General features: G+C 62.4%; 14 protein-coding genes. 7 read left to right on the top strand and 7 right to left on the bottom strand.

Annotated features, from left to right (window positions below):
* Positions 1 to 202 precede the first annotated feature (202 nt).
* The 4 genes from CXQ94_RS03470 to fliW are packed head-to-tail and all read left to right on the top strand — an operon-like array spanning position 203 to position 3,398.
* Positions 203 to 685 (top strand): flagellar protein FlgN, encoded by a 483-nt coding sequence (locus CXQ94_RS03470; RefSeq protein ID WP_104086844.1) that lies wholly within the window; start codon positions 203 to 205, stop codon positions 683 to 685.
* A 15-nt stretch (positions 686 to 700) separates the two neighbouring features.
* Positions 701 to 2,125: a flagellar hook-associated protein FlgK gene (gene flgK / locus CXQ94_RS03465; protein ID WP_181034059.1), complete on the top strand. Its 1,425-nt coding sequence runs from the start codon at positions 701 to 703 to the stop codon at positions 2,123 to 2,125.
* Positions 2,126 to 2,127: 2 nt separating this feature from the next.
* Complete coding sequence (flgL, locus tag CXQ94_RS03460; protein WP_104086842.1) at positions 2,128 to 3,018, top strand: flagellar hook-associated protein FlgL; 891 nt, start codon at positions 2,128 to 2,130, stop codon at positions 3,016 to 3,018.
* Positions 3,015 to 3,398, top strand: a complete 384-nt coding sequence (gene fliW, locus CXQ94_RS03455) for a flagellar assembly protein FliW (protein ID WP_104086841.1) — start codon at positions 3,015 to 3,017, stop codon at positions 3,396 to 3,398. The genes flgL and fliW overlap by 4 nt, the downstream gene beginning before the upstream one ends.
* A gap of 180 nt (positions 3,399 to 3,578) precedes the next feature.
* Here fliW and fdhA read toward each other — a convergent pair whose 3' ends face one another.
* Together fdhA and CXQ94_RS03445 are read right to left on the bottom strand one after the other, a co-directional pair.
* The gene (gene fdhA / locus CXQ94_RS03450) at positions 3,579 to 4,790 is read right to left on the bottom strand and encodes a formaldehyde dehydrogenase, glutathione-independent (protein WP_104086840.1); all 1,212 of its coding nucleotides are present in this window, start codon (positions 4,788 to 4,790) and stop codon (positions 3,579 to 3,581) included.
* A gap of 190 nt (positions 4,791 to 4,980) precedes the next feature.
* Positions 4,981 to 5,790 carry an AraC family transcriptional regulator gene (locus tag CXQ94_RS03445; RefSeq protein ID WP_104086839.1) on the bottom strand — a complete coding sequence of 270 codons (810 nt, stop codon included), beginning with the start codon at positions 5,788 to 5,790 and terminating at the stop codon, positions 4,981 to 4,983.
* A gap of 86 nt (positions 5,791 to 5,876) precedes the next feature.
* On the opposite strand from CXQ94_RS03445, the gene CXQ94_RS03440 reads away from it, so the two are divergent.
* Positions 5,877 to 6,728, top strand: a complete 852-nt coding sequence (locus CXQ94_RS03440; RefSeq protein WP_104086838.1) for a phytanoyl-CoA dioxygenase family protein — start codon at positions 5,877 to 5,879, stop codon at positions 6,726 to 6,728.
* Between the two features lie 139 nt (positions 6,729 to 6,867).
* A complete protein-coding gene (locus CXQ94_RS03435; protein ID WP_258066645.1) occupies positions 6,868 to 8,328 on the top strand; it encodes an MFS transporter in 1,461 nt (486 codons plus the stop codon).
* A 58-nt stretch (positions 8,329 to 8,386) separates the two neighbouring features.
* On the opposite strand, the gene CXQ94_RS03430 is transcribed toward CXQ94_RS03435, so the two are convergent.
* From CXQ94_RS03430 to CXQ94_RS03410, 5 genes are all read right to left on the bottom strand, one after another.
* Positions 8,387 to 8,893, bottom strand: a complete 507-nt coding sequence (locus CXQ94_RS03430) for a DinB family protein (RefSeq protein ID WP_104087302.1) — start codon at positions 8,891 to 8,893, stop codon at positions 8,387 to 8,389.
* 49 nt (positions 8,894 to 8,942) lie between these two features.
* Positions 8,943 to 9,590 (bottom strand): LUD domain-containing protein, encoded by a 648-nt coding sequence (locus CXQ94_RS03425; protein ID WP_104086836.1) that lies wholly within the window; start codon positions 9,588 to 9,590, stop codon positions 8,943 to 8,945.
* Positions 9,587 to 11,101: a LutB/LldF family L-lactate oxidation iron-sulfur protein gene (locus tag CXQ94_RS03420; protein ID WP_104086835.1), complete on the bottom strand. Its 1,515-nt coding sequence runs from the start codon at positions 11,099 to 11,101 to the stop codon at positions 9,587 to 9,589. Before CXQ94_RS03420 ends, CXQ94_RS03425 begins: the two co-directional genes overlap by 4 nt.
* On the bottom strand, positions 11,098 to 11,895 hold the full coding sequence (locus tag CXQ94_RS03415) for a (Fe-S)-binding protein (protein WP_104086834.1): 798 nt from the start codon (positions 11,893 to 11,895) through the stop codon (positions 11,098 to 11,100). Before CXQ94_RS03415 ends, CXQ94_RS03420 begins: the two co-directional genes overlap by 4 nt.
* 209 nt (positions 11,896 to 12,104) lie before the next feature.
* Positions 12,105 to 12,560, bottom strand: coding sequence for an Lrp/AsnC family transcriptional regulator (locus tag CXQ94_RS03410; RefSeq protein WP_104086833.1), 456 nt, complete (start codon positions 12,558 to 12,560; stop codon positions 12,105 to 12,107).
* A gap of 106 nt (positions 12,561 to 12,666) precedes the next feature.
* Here CXQ94_RS03410 and CXQ94_RS03405 point away from each other — a divergent pair, with 106 nt between their 5' ends.
* Entirely contained in the window at positions 12,667 to 13,335 is a 669-nt protein-coding gene (locus CXQ94_RS03405) for a LysE family translocator (protein ID WP_104086832.1), read from the top strand.
* The last annotated feature ends 78 nt before the right edge of the window (positions 13,336 to 13,413 follow it).

Genomic DNA, 13,413 nt, shown 5'->3' with positions numbered 1-13,413 from the left:
GCAATGCAAGCAAGTGACACCTTACTGTAAGCGAAAATATGCCTGAAGAATGCAACTTTCCGCTGTCCATTCGTATGAAATTGTGCACGAGCAAGGCGCTAGGTCCGGGGCGCAGAAGAAGTAAAACGCGGCCCATTACGAATCCGCCACCTGCGCCGATAGTAGAGTTTGCAACCCCTCGGCCAGTTGAAAGGACCTCCCTATGGGGCCTCAGGAATTGACCGCCGCTTTATGGCGCGAACGAGAATTATTAGACCTATTGGTCTTTAAACTCGAAGAAGAACACCTTGTTCTGGCGTCAGGAAAGTCCCGTTGGCTTGATCACGCAACACGGGAAGTTGAACACGTCATGACGCGCCTGCGCGTGACGTCCCTTGAACGAACCACCATCGCCTCCGCCGTTGCTCTCCAGTGGGGACTGCCGGAGGACGCCAGCCTTCAGGAACTTAGTGCCGCAGGTGGCGCAGGCCCGTGGGCGGAGATCCTTGGCTCCCACTTGGCCGCCTTGAGCGGTGCGGTGGACCAGGTTCGCACCCTGCGCGACACCAATCTGCAATTTCTGCGGGAAGGTCTGCGCTCCGCCCAGGAGACCATGGCCACCGTGGTCGCGGATGCGGGAACCTACGACCACCTGGGCAACACCAGCACGGAGCCGGGATCACGATTCCTGGATAAGAGCGTCTAAAATGTTGAGGAAATTGTGAGTACTTTTAGTGGCCTGAACACGGCACTCTCCGGCCTGAATGCCGCCCGAACCGGGCTGAACGTCGTGGGCCAGAACCTGACCAACGTCAACACGGCCGGATACACGCGCCAGCGGGCCGAGCTTTCCGCCGTTGGCATGCCCGCCAACGGCTCGCTGTTCGACGTCGGCGTCAAACCCGGGCAAGGGGTCAATGTCACCGGCATTTCCCGCCTGGGCGACACTTTCTTGGACGCCCGTGTGCGCACGGCGTTTTCCAGCGCCGGCTACACCAGCGCCCGTGCCGATGCGTTGACACAAATCCAGGACCGCATGAAAGAACCCGGCACCGAGGCCATCTCCGGCCAGCTGCACTCCTTTTGGGCGGCCTGGGGTGACATCTCCAACCATGCCGGCGAGACAGCCTCCACAGCCAAGCTGTTGGGAAGCGCCAACTCCCTCGCCCAGAACATTTCCGAGGGCTACCGGGCCCTGGACAACCAATGGTCACAGACACGTGGCCGGGCGGACATGCTGGTGCAGGAAGTCAACACCACAGCGGGTCAGATAGCCTCCCTCAACGACCAAATTCGTTCCGCAGCGGCCACCGGCCACCCCAGCAACGAACTGATCGACCAGCGCAACACGCTGACCGCCAAAATCTCCCAGCTGACCGGCGGCACCGTGCGGGATCTGCCGAACGGGGACAACGAAATTCTGGTGGGCGGCAACGTCCTGGTTTCCGGCAAGCAGGTCAACACGCTCAAGGTGGCCGGCCCCAACACCATGTCAGAAGGTAAGCCCGTCCAGCTGGAATGGGAGCGTCGCCCTGGCGTGGCCGTGGATCTGGACGGTGGCCAGCTAGCTGGCACCTTGTCAGTTCTTGGCCCGGCCAATGCGGGTAAAACCGGTGGAGTCATCGCCGAGACGGCGGCCGAATACGACCGTCTGGCGGAGAAGTTGGCCAAGCAGGTCAACGACATCCACACCACCGCTTTCAAGGCCGACGGAACCCTGGGCGATCCGTTCTTCGGCTTTAAGCCTGGCTCGGGGCCCGGGGCCGCAATGCGCCTAGAGGTGAAAGCCCAGGGCCCGGCCGACATCGCCACCTCGGGTAGTGCAAGCAATGCTCTGAACGGCTCCAAGGCGGATGAGATCTTCAAGCTTGGCTCCGCCAAGGATTCCCCGGACGCAAAGTGGACCGAAACCGTCCTCACCACGGGCGCTGCGGTGCGCGTGGGTCTGCAGCAAGACGTTGCGGCCGGAACCTCGCTTACCAATGCCATGGCCGCCCAGCAGTCTAACGCTTCAGTGGACATCGACGAGGAGAACGTGAATCTGCTCTCCTACACGCACGCCTACCAGGCAGCGAGCCGGGTCATGACGGCCATCGATGAGGCCCTTGACGTGCTTATCAACCAGACCGGAAGGGTGGGACGCTGACCATGATGGGACGAGTCACCATGCAAACCATGGCCGCGACGGCCCACAGAAACCTTGAGTCGAGCTCAGCCAAGCTGGCACAGGCCCAGCAGTCCGCGCTGGATTTGAAGAAGTTCGCCAACATTTCGGACAATCCGACTGCAGCAGCCGACGCTATGGCCGTACGCGCCCAGCAGGCAGCATCGGAACAGTACGGGCGCAACATTTCCGATGGCACCAACTGGCTTGCCACGGCCGACAGCGCCATGGCAAGTGTCACCACCCTGCTGCAACGAGCCAAGGACTTGAGCCTTCAAGGCGCCAACGGGGCCACTACACCTGCTGGCCGGGACGCCATCGCCAAGGAGATTGAGTCCATCCGGGCCGAGCTACTTACCCAAGCCAACACCAAGTATCTAGGGCGGACCATTTTCGCCGGCAACTCGAACCAAGGCGCAGCATTCACTGACAATCCGCTCAGCTACACGGGAGATCCGAACAGTTCAGTGGAACGCCGCATCAGTTCTGGCGCGGCAGTACGGGTGGACGCCGACGGCGCCGCGATCTTTGGCACCACGGAAGGAAACTCGGTGTTTGGGCTACTTTCAAGAATTGCCGATGCATTGCGTGCCCCCGGCGGCGATGTTTCTGCAGAACTTGGCGCCATGGACAAGGCCGTGAGCGGCGCCATTGACGCCCGTGCCGAGCTGGGTACCCGGCAGGCCCAGCTGTTGCGGGCACAAACGGCCAATACCAACGGCGCCGTGGACCTGGAAAATCAGCGCTCAAGCATTGAGGACCTTGACCTGGGCAGGGCCATCCTCGACGTCAAAACGCAGGAGCTCGCCTACCAGGCCGCCCTGAGCGTCACGGCCAAAGTGCTCCAGCCGACGCTGATGGACTTCCTGCGATGAGTGTCGAGGCGCTCATCGCAGAACTGCGTTTTGTCACACCGCCACCGGGCTTGGAGCCGAAGGTCAACTTCACCCTGGCGGCCATTGAAAATGCCGTGGGGCTCTTTTCACTGACGGCCAACGACGGCACCGCACGCCTTTACGTCCTGGACGCAGCCACCCACCTGCCCGACTACAGCCCTCGGCTACCGGCTGCCGAGCTTTCCGCTATTGGCACGGATGTTTCCGGAGTCACCGTCTTGGTGGTGGTAAACCCGGGTGTGCAAAGCACCGTTAATTTGGCGGCGCCGATCCTGTTGAACAGCCAGGATGGTTCCTGCACGCAAGTCATCCTCGAAGGTGGCGACTGGCCGTTGCGAGCCCCGCTCACACCAGCCTGAATCGCCTGAGCCAACAAATAGCTCCCTCACGATCAAGCCATGCGAATCGTTGGGCCCACACGCCCGAGGGACCCGCCTTTGGCTCGCTCACGATCAAGCCATGCGAATCGTTGGGCCCACAGTTCCGAGGGGCCCCGCCTTCAGACGCGCCAGCGGCTGAAGGCGGGGAGGAACTGGGGACTAGTTGAGGTAGCCGTTCGGGTTCAGCACGTACTTAGTTGCCGCACCGGCGTCGAACTCGGCGTAGCCGCGGGGTGCGTCCACCAAGGAAATGGCCTTGGCGTTGACGTTCTTGGCAATGGAGACCTTGTCATGGAGGATCGCCATCATCAAACCACGGTTGTATTTCATGACGGGGCACTGTCCTGTGGTGAAGGAGAGCGACTTTGCCCAACCAGTGCCCAGGCTCAGGCTCAGGGCGCCCTTTTGCGCGGCGGCGTCAATGCCGCCCGGATCGCCTGTCACGTAGAGCCCCGGGATGCCCAGCGAGCCGCCGGCTGCCGTGATGTCCATGAGCGAGTTCAGCACCGTTGCCGGGGCCTCTCCTGCCCCGTGGCCGTGGCCCTTGGCCTCAAAACCGACGGCATCCACGGCACAGTCCACCTCGGGCACACCCAGCAGCTGCTCAATCTGACTTCCCGGGTCGCCCTGGGAGAGATCGATCGTTTCGCAGCCGAAGGTGCGTGCCTGAGCCAGCCTGTCGGCGTTCATGTCACCGACAATTACGACGGCGGCTCCCAACAGGTGAGCGCTGGTTGCCGCGGCGAGGCCAACCGGGCCTGCTCCTGCGATGTACACGGTGGATCCCACCGTAACCCCGGCCGTGACGGCGCCGTGGAATCCGGTGGGGAAGATGTCCGAGAGCATGGTCAGATCCAGCATCTTCTCCAACGCCTGGTCCCGGTCCGGGAACTTCAGCAGGTTCCAGTCCGCGTAGGGCACTAGGACGTATTCGGCCTGCCCGCCAACCCAGCCACCCATGTCAACGTAGCCGTAGGCGCTGCCGGGTCTGTCCGGGTTGACGTTCAGGCAGATGCCGGTCTTGCGCTCCTTGCAGTTGCGGCAGCGCCCGCAGGAGATGTTGAAGGGAACCGAACAGATGTCCCCCACCTTGATGAATTCAACATCTGAGCCAACTTCAACCACCTCACCGGTGATTTCATGGCCCAGGACCAGATCCGACGGCGCCGTGGTGCGTCCTCGCACCATGTGCTGGTCTGATCCGCAGATGTTGGTGGCTACTGTGCGCAGGATGACGCCGTGGGGCACTTTGCGCCCCACATTGGCCGGATTGACGCCCGGCCCGTCCTTGAGTTCAAACGTTGGGTAGTCGATGTCGATAACCTCGACGATTCCCGGTCCTTTGTAGGCAACGGCTCTGTTTCCTGACATGGATTATTTCCTTCCCAGTTAGTTCAGAAGGCGCCAGGTGGCGCCTTCAAGTGCAACGAGAAAACAACCCCTTGCCGCGTTTTCGGCACTCTCCAGGCGCACGAGGGTGTGGGTGATCGGCGGCGAATGGTGGGGTCGCTGTCAGTCTATGGGCGGTTTGGAAAATATGTAAGGGGTCCTTTTTGCCGGTCTAGTTGCGCCGGTGGGCAAGCCTAAATTTTGATGGCGACAGGCCCACCTTGTTCGTAAAGAGGCGACTAAAGTAGGCGCCGTCTTCGTAGCCGACCATTCCCGCTACCCGCTGAACTGGATGATCCGTTCCGGCCAGCAGCGATTGGGCTCGCGAGATGCGGATAGCCAACACCATTTCCTTGGGTCCCACTCCAGTTGTCTTGTGCACCAGAGTCCTCAGCGACTGCGTCGTGTGCCCCAGCCGGGCCGCCTGCTCGCCAATATTCAGCGGCAGGCAGGCGATCTCCCGCAACGCTGTCAGGACGGATTCCTCACTGTCTTCCGTGCGGCGCTGCCCCTGCCGCCCGGCGTCGACCAGGATTTGTTGTACCAAAGCTGAAGCCGCAAGATCCCCTTGGGGGCCACCCTCTTCCAAGGCCGAACGAAGGAGCGCGAAGTTCTCCACGGGCAGCGCTCCACTCACGGGGACCAACGGTGCGTCGCGGCTAAAGCAGCCCATTTCCTCGAAGGCGCGGGCACCTGTTCCGGTGAAAAGCACCCAGTGTTCGCGCCACCCGGCGGCATCAGGTCCATAGCCATGTTCCACACCAGGAAAAATCCAAATGAGGGCCGGCGCCGTGACCACTTGTGATGTTCCGCGGTACCGCAACCAGCCGCTTCCGGAGGAGACGAACACGAGGGCATGGACATCCAGTGTGCGCCGTGAAAACGGTAAAATTTGTCCTTCTTGTTCCCCGGCACCCACGCAGGCCATGCTCAAGTTTCGGAGCGGATGTGCTGCTCCACGGTACTTTGCCCACGTTTCCACTGTGACCCCCTTTGAGAGTAGAAAAGTCCAAGTTAACAGTAGCGAAGTCCATGGAAAAGTGGCTCTTTTGCGGACAGGATTAGTCCATGATTACCTCCAACGGCTATGTTCTCGACGAATCCGTACACCGTCTCGGTGAGCTGGAGCCAGTTCCCTTGCACGAGCGAGACGATCGCCAGGCACTGTGGGACAGGCTGCGCCGAGATGGCTACCTTTTTCTCAAGGGCCACCTCAAGCCTGAGACCGTGAACGAGTTCCGGGGCTACTACTTTGGCCAACTTGTTGGTGCCAACGTGACGGCTCCGGGCAGTGATCCACAGGAGGGCCTCAGTTCCCCGGAGCCTGTTGACAGGACCGCAATGCGTGAAGCACTTTTCACCACCATCGTTCCTGGCGAGCAATACCAAAGCCTTTGCACCGATCCGCGAATCGCGGACTGGTTCGCCTGGTTCTTGGAGGACGAGGTCCATTTGCACCGGCGGAAAATCATCCGCCACACCAAACCGGGAGAGGCTGGCATCGGTACGGCAACACAAGCACACTACGATCTTGTCTACCTGCGCGGGGGCAGCGACCGTGTTTTATCCATGTGGATTCCGCTGGGAGACTGCCCCGTGGAGCGTGGCGGCTTGGCATACCTGGAAAACAGCCATCATTGGGTCCTGGCCCAGGAACGCGAGGGCACCTTGGCGCAACCGGCCGCGTCCATCACCGCCGACCTGCCCGGTTTGGCGGAAACACACGACTCCCGCTGGCTCATCACCAACTACGAGGCCGGGGACGTGATGGTGCATTCGGCGCACATAGTGCATGCCTCAACCGACAACGTGGATCCGGCGAACAAATTGCGCCTGTCTACGGACATCAGGTATCAACGCAAGGGCGAGCCTATCGACTGGCGCTGGCAGGAGCACTGGAACCTCGACGACGGCCTGTAGGCGTAACGGGGCCGCTTTTCAGGTCCATGGCCAGGGTGCCGATTTTTTGTGTAGCACGAACACCAGATTTCGCATTTATGTATGATGCAAGCCGCTTGGCAAATACATCAGCTGGCGTTCTTCGGCTATCAGGAGCATCGTGTCCCGCATTATTCGTTCCACCCAGAAACCCTCTCCACGAATGGTTATCACCACCTTGGCCTTCTGCGGGATCGTGGTCTCGCTCATGCAGACGCTGATCATCCCGCTCATACCCGAATTGCCCAAGCTCCTGAACGCTTCCGCGGCGGACGCTTCCTGGGCCATCACCGCCACGCTGCTGGCTGGCGCCGTCGTCACCCCCATCGGAGGGCGGCTCGGTGACATGTTTGGCAAGCGCCGCATCCTGCTACTCAGCCTCGCCGCCTTGGTGGCCGGCTCCGTGCTGTGCGCAGTCGGCGACAGCCTGGGGATCGTCGTCGTCGGCCGGGCCATGCAAGGGCTTGCCATGGGCGCCATCCCGCTGGGCATCAGCATCATGCGCGACCTGCTTGAGCCCAAACAGGTCGGCACGGCCGTGGCGACCATGAGCGCCACCATGGGTGTCGGCGGGGCCATTGGCCTTCCCCTGGCCGCTTTCATCGCCCAGAACTTCAATTGGCACATGCTGTTTTGGGCCTCCGCTGCGTTGGGCGTGCTGTGCGCGGTACTTGTTGCGGTGGTCCTGCCCGAGTCCGCCGTCCGCACCCCGGCCAAGTTCGACGGCGTGGGAGCCGGCGGACTTGCTGTGGGCCTGGTGGCGTTGCTGCTGCCCATCACCAAGGGTGCAACGTGGGGTTGGGGCAGCCCGCTGACCATCGGCCTGTTTGCGGTTTCGGCGATCACGCTGCTGGCCTGGGGAGTTTACGAGCTTCGCGTCAAGGCACCGTTGGTGGATCTGCGCGTCTCCGCCCGCCCGCGGGTGCTGTTCACCAACCTGGCCTCGGTCATGGTGGGTTTCGCCATGTACGGCACCTCACTGATCTTCCCTCAGCTGCTCATGGCCCCGGCCGCCACCGGCTACGGGCTTGACCAGTCCATGCTCCGTGCAGGCCTGGCCCTTGCCCCCGGTGGACTGGTCATGATGGCACTGTCCCCCGTCTCAGCACGGCTTTCGGCCCGCCGGGGCCCCAAGGTCACGTTGATCTCCGGTGCGCTGGTGATTGCCGCCGGGTATGTGGTGGCGCTGCTGCTCAACAGCGAGGTGTGGCAGGTCATCGTCTCCTCCATGGTGATCAGCGCCGGTGTGGGCCTGGCCTTCGCCGCCATGCCTGCCCTAATCATGGGCGCCGTGCCGATCACCGAAACCGCTGCCGCCAACGGGCTCAATTCCCTGATGCGCGCCATCGGCACTTCAACCTCGGCCGCGGTCATGAGCGTGGTCCTTGCCTCGATGACTATGCAACTGGGCCCGGTGGCGCTGCCCGCCATCGACGCCTTCCGCATCACCTTCACCATTGCTATCGGCGCCGCCGTGCTTTCGGCGGTCTTGGCGGCGTTCATCCCCACGACCTCCCAAGTCCCCGGGCGCGTGGGCCCAGCAAGCAGAGAAGTCGCTAGCGCGACTCCCGGGGGGCACTAGTGGCGATTCGCCCTTGGCCGTTCTGAGGCGGATCACTATTTCGATTCGGGAGGCGCAGCTATTTTCTGTGCAAGCCCTTGACGTAGGCGGCTTGGCCGCCGTGCTGGACGCAGTCGTCAAGGATGCTGATGAGCCTGACACCCAGGCTTACGGGAGGATCCCAGCGGCGGTCCACAATCCTGTCCAGATCGGCGTCCTGTAGCCCCCGGACATATTCCAGGCTCTGCGCCAGCACGGCCTGGTGGTAGTCGCGCAGCAACTTGGTGGACTCAAAATGGACGGCTGACACCTGGTCCGAGCTGTGTCCGTAACCGGTGTCCGATGCCTCCAGGGGCAGGGCAAACCGTGCGGCAAACGCCGAGGTGGCCCAGACCGAGCCGATCCCTGCCACGTCGGCAACTTGCTCATCCTGGGCGCGAGAGAGGTGCCAGACCAGCCAAGAGATTGAATTGCCGCTCCCGCCGGGGCGCCAATTCAGTGCCTCCACATCCAGTCCCGTCAGAACCTGGGACACAATGTGGTCAATCCGGCTAAACGCGTCGCTGAGCAACTCTGCAGACCTCATGGATGCCATGATTCCACTAGTTGCCACGGCACGGAACCCCCAGCCCCTCCTATGTCAGGATGAGCACATCAAGGGTCCGCGGCCCGTGAACACCTTCCACACGTTCAAGCTCAATGTCGCTCGTGGCGCTGGGACCGCTGATCCAGGTCTGCGGTGCGGTGGCGTCCAGGCGGGCAATCGCCTCGGGCAGCAGCCCAACAATGTCCCGGGCCTGCAACAGGCAGATGTGCCGGTCCGGGACCAGGGAAATGATGCGCCGGCCCTGCGACGGGCTGCCGTCCAGCATGATGGTGCCCGTCTCAGCCACGGCCACGGCGGCCGCGGTCACCACAGCATCCACGGCATCCAACTCCTCCACCGTGAGGCGGCGCTCGGGCGAGTCAACCTGCACGGCCACGGTCCCGGCGTCGTTCCCTCCGATGGAAGGCAGGCCGGAAAGCCAGGAGTCGGGGAGGCCGTGGGGCACCACAATCGAGGAGGAACCGGCCAGTAGTTCGGCCAGCTTGACCGGTGCCTGTCCGGCCGCCACCACAAACACGTTGGCCTTGTAGTCAATGAGGCGGTCGACCAGCTGTTCCAGACGCTGCTCGTCGTTCATGGTCGATGTGCGGCTGTAGTTGCGCGGGATCTCCGGGGCAATTGGGGAGTCGCGGAGCGCGGATTTGATCCGGCTCATCACGTCGTCACGGGCGCTCATGCCTGGTCTCCTTCTGGATGCTCGACGCCGGCCGGAGCCTGGTGTTCTGTGGCCCACCACTGGCGGAATGACTGGCTGGGCGGGGCGGGGATGTCACGTGATTGAGTCCACCCGGCGGCGAGACCGGGCAGTTTCTTGATCACCTTGTTGCGCCCGGCCACGAGCTTGCCCAAGGGGAGACCCTTTTCCAGCAAATTCAGGTGCGAGCCTGAGGAGAAGGCCCATTGCGCGCCCTTCATCATCAGATCCATCTGCGTGGGGGCCTTAGTTTTGGAACGTTTGGAATCCACGTCCTCACCCCGCAAATGGACAAGGATTTCCGGGATGTTGATCTTCACCGGGCAGGCGTCATAGCAGGCACCGCACAGGGATGAGGCGTAGGGCAGGGAATTGTTTTCCTCGCTCTTGATACCCGTCATGAGCGGGGACAAAATGGCGCCAATGGGCCCCGGGTAGGTGGAACCGTAGGCGTGCCCGCCCGTGCGCTCGTAGACCGGGCACACGTTCATGCAGGCGGAGCAGCGGATACAGTTCAGGGCTGTGCGGCCCATTTCGTCGGCGAGGGCAGCGGTGCGGCCGTTATCCAGCATGACCAGGTGCACGTTTTGTGGCCCGTCCCCAGGGGTGACGCCGGTCCACAAGGACGTGTACGGGTTCATCCGCTCGCCCGTGGAGGAGCGCGGCAGCAATTGCATGAACACCTCAAGGTCCGTCCACGACGGCAGCAGCTTCTCGATGCCCATGACGGTGATGAGCGTTTCCGGCAGGGTCAGGCACATGCGGCCATTGCCCTCGGATTCCACCACGGTCAGTGTCCCGGTGTCGGCCAGGCCAAAGTTGGCGCCGGAGACGGCCACCTTGGCAGAAAGGAACTTCTTGCGCAGGTGTTTGCGGGCTGCCTCAGCCAGACGGGCGGGGTCGTCGGTCAGGGCGGGGTCGACGTCGGCCATCTCGCGCAGGAAGATCTCCCGGATCTGGCTGCGGTTCTTGTGGATGGCTGGCACCAGGATGTGGCTGGGCTTGTCGTGGTCCAGCTGGACGATGAGCTCGGCCAGATCCGTCTCAAAAGCCGCAATGCCTTGTTCTTCCAGGTATTCGTTCAGGCCGATTTCCTGGGTGGCCATGGATTTGACCTTGACCACCTCGGTTTCACCCGTTGCGCGGATCAGATCGGTGACAATCTCGTTGGCTTCCTGGGCGTCGCGGGCCCAATGAATGATGCCGCCGCGGGCTGTGAAGTTGGCCTCGAACTGCTCCAGCAGGGCCGGCAAGTTCGCCATGGTGGCGTTTTTGATGGCACTGCCGGCGTTTCGAAGCTCTTCCCAGTCAGGCAGCTCCGCCACTACCTTCAGCCGCTTGTCCCGAATAGTGTGCGTTGCGTGGCCCAGGTTGGCCCGCAGCTGCGTGTTGGCCAGTTCCCGGCGGGCGGCCTTGGGAAAAGGCTCAGTGGCGTTGAGGTTGCCGTGGCCAAAAACGGGCAGGGTGGGCATGCCTAGGAACGTGTTGCTCATCGTTTGCCTCCGGCCAGTTGGACCTCGCCCGTGACGGTGACGGGGTTTTCAAGTGTGCTGGCTAGGATTTCTGCGAAGTGTAGTGTGCCCACCTCGCTGCCTTGCCGGGAGAGCCCGCCGCCAATGTGCAGCAGGCAGCTGGCGTCGCCACCGGAACACAGCTCTGCGCCCGTGCCGCAAATGTTGGCGGCTTTGTCGGCATTCATGGCGCTGGAGACGTCAGCGTTTTTCATGGAGAAGGTGCCGCCAAATCCGCAGCACTGATCTGCCTCGGGCAGCGCCACCATCTCGATACCGCCCACGCTCGCCAGCAGATTTAGCTGCCTATCCTCCAAACGGAGTAGGCGCATGCCGTGGCAGCTGGGATGGTAGGTGACCTTGTGCGGGAAGTACGATCCCAACTGCTCTGCAGCGTTGCTAATACCCAGAACGTCCGTGAGCAATTGGGAGAGCTCGTAGGTTTTGGCGCCGACGACGGCGGCCCGGGCTTCCAGCGCGGCGTCACCACAGCGCCGGGCCACCATTTCGTGCTGGTGCTTGACGCTGGCGACGCAGGATCCCGAGGGTGCCACGGCGACGTCATAGTCATCGGTGTCAAAGGCCTTCACGTGGTTGGCCACCACGGGCAGTGCCTCTTTGAAGTAACCGGAGTTCACATGCATTTGCCCACAGCAGGCCTGGCCTTGAGGGAAGACAACCTCGTGACCCAGCCGTTCCAGGATGGTGACCGTGGCGCGTGCCGTGCGCGGATACATGGCGTCCACGATGCACGTGGCAAAGAGCGCAATTTTCATAAGGCCCACTGTAGGGCAAATCACCTTGGATGTGGACTGACCACACCCTAAGTTCCACAAAAGCCCGCTCCGGATGATCGCCAGGGCCTCATTTCGCGGGCGTTGGACAAGCCGTTCACCACGCAGCCTGCCCCACCGTGAATGAGGCGATCACCGCCGTCGGACGTGAAGCGACGGACAGCAGGGGGCCACAATTCCGCCTGGCCGGGCTAGAGCGGCAGCCCGGACCCGGGCTTGAGGTTTTTCATGACCAGGGTGGAACTGACCCGCTGCACGCCGGGCAGGACAGTCAGCTCATTGTCGAAGAACTGCTGGTACGCGTGAAGGTCCTCGGCCATGACTTTCAAGATGTAGTCGGGGTCGCCAAAGAGCCGCTGGGCGCTAGTGATGTGGACATTGGCACTGACCTGCGCCTCAAATTTGTCCAGAGTTGCACGGTCCACTTGGGCAAGGGTGACAAATACGATCGCCTCAAAACCCAAGCCCACGGACGCCGCGTCAATGACAACACGGTAGCCGCTGATCACGCCGTCGGCCTCCAGGTCCTTCATGCGGCGATGGCAGGGGGCAACCGTCAACCCCACTTCGGCGGCGAGCGCCGTGGCAGTCATGCGGCCATCTTCCTGAAGCCTGCGCAAAATTTCTCTGTCAATAGCGTCAATCACTATCGGATTTTATCCCAAACAACAGCTTTTGGGCAGTAATTAGTAAGCACTTGTGGCAACAATTTCCCTAAGCTTGCTCCATCATTACTTCCAGCTCAGGAGCACCATGGATCCGCAGGCAATCATCGGATTCCTCATCGTCGCCGTCACCTTGACGTGCACGCCGGGCCCCGACTGGGCGTATTCCATCTCGGCCGGGCTGCGTGAACGCAGTTTTGCCCCGGCCATCGCCGGGCTGTGCAGCGGCTACATCCTGCACACCATTTTGCTGGCCGCCGGGATCGCCGCGCTCATGGCGGCGGTGCCGGCCCTGCTGTTGTGGCTGACCGTTGTGGGTGCCCTGTACCTGCTGTGGCTGGGCGTCTCAACGGTGAAATCGTGGCGCGGCGCAGGCTTCACCACCGATACCTCCGGTTCCACAGGCGGAGCCGGAACCCACCTCGGCGCGTTCCTGAACGGTTTTGGGGTCAGCAGCATCAACCCGAAGGGGATGCTGTTGTTCCTGGCCCTGACGCCTCAATTCATCAGCCCGCACGCCGCCTTCCCCGTCCCGGTGCAGTCCGTCATTCTGGGGCTGACATTCGTAGCCTCGGCGGCCATCATCTACACGGTTGTTGCCGCCGGTTCGCGCAAATTGCTCCGCTCACGCCCGGGGGCCGCACGCGGAATTACGCTGGCCAGCGGGATCATCATGTGCGGGCTCGGCGCTGTCCTTCTCGTGGAGCAGGCGGGTCCGGTCGCGGCAGTTGCCGGGCACCTGTTGGCCCGGGGATAGGGCCGACGGCGGCGCGTAGTGGCGCCGTCATCGCGAGGACGGCGCCAACTCGCCAAACGCCGTCGAAGATGCGCCGTC

Source organism: Arthrobacter sp. GMC3 (assembly GCF_002929305.1).
GTDB lineage: Bacteria > Actinomycetota > Actinomycetes > Actinomycetales > Micrococcaceae > Specibacter.
Note: the sequence above shows the minus strand (reverse complement) of the source record. Positions and strands in the feature narration are given on the sequence as shown.

Coding starts and splice junctions, on each gene's coding strand:
- CXQ94_RS03470 (WP_104086844.1), top strand. CDS start 203: ATGGGGCCTCAGGAATTGACCGCCGCTTTATGGCGCGAACGAGAATTA.
- flgL (WP_104086842.1), top strand. CDS start 2,128: ATGATGGGACGAGTCACCATGCAAACCATGGCCGCGACGGCCCACAGA.
- fliW (WP_104086841.1), top strand. CDS start 3,015: ATGAGTGTCGAGGCGCTCATCGCAGAACTGCGTTTTGTCACACCGCCA.
- fdhA (WP_104086840.1), bottom strand. CDS start 4,790: ATGTCAGGAAACAGAGCCGTTGCCTACAAAGGACCGGGAATCGTCGAG.
- CXQ94_RS03440 (WP_104086838.1), top strand. CDS start 5,877: ATGATTACCTCCAACGGCTATGTTCTCGACGAATCCGTACACCGTCTC.
- CXQ94_RS03430 (WP_104087302.1), bottom strand. CDS start 8,893: ATGAGGTCTGCAGAGTTGCTCAGCGACGCGTTTAGCCGGATTGACCAC.
- CXQ94_RS03425 (WP_104086836.1), bottom strand. CDS start 9,590: ATGAGCGCCCGTGACGACGTGATGAGCCGGATCAAATCCGCGCTCCGC.
- CXQ94_RS03420 (WP_104086835.1), bottom strand. CDS start 11,101: ATGAGCAACACGTTCCTAGGCATGCCCACCCTGCCCGTTTTTGGCCAC.
- CXQ94_RS03415 (WP_104086834.1), bottom strand. CDS start 11,895: ATGAAAATTGCGCTCTTTGCCACGTGCATCGTGGACGCCATGTATCCG.
- CXQ94_RS03405 (WP_104086832.1), top strand. CDS start 12,667: ATGGATCCGCAGGCAATCATCGGATTCCTCATCGTCGCCGTCACCTTG.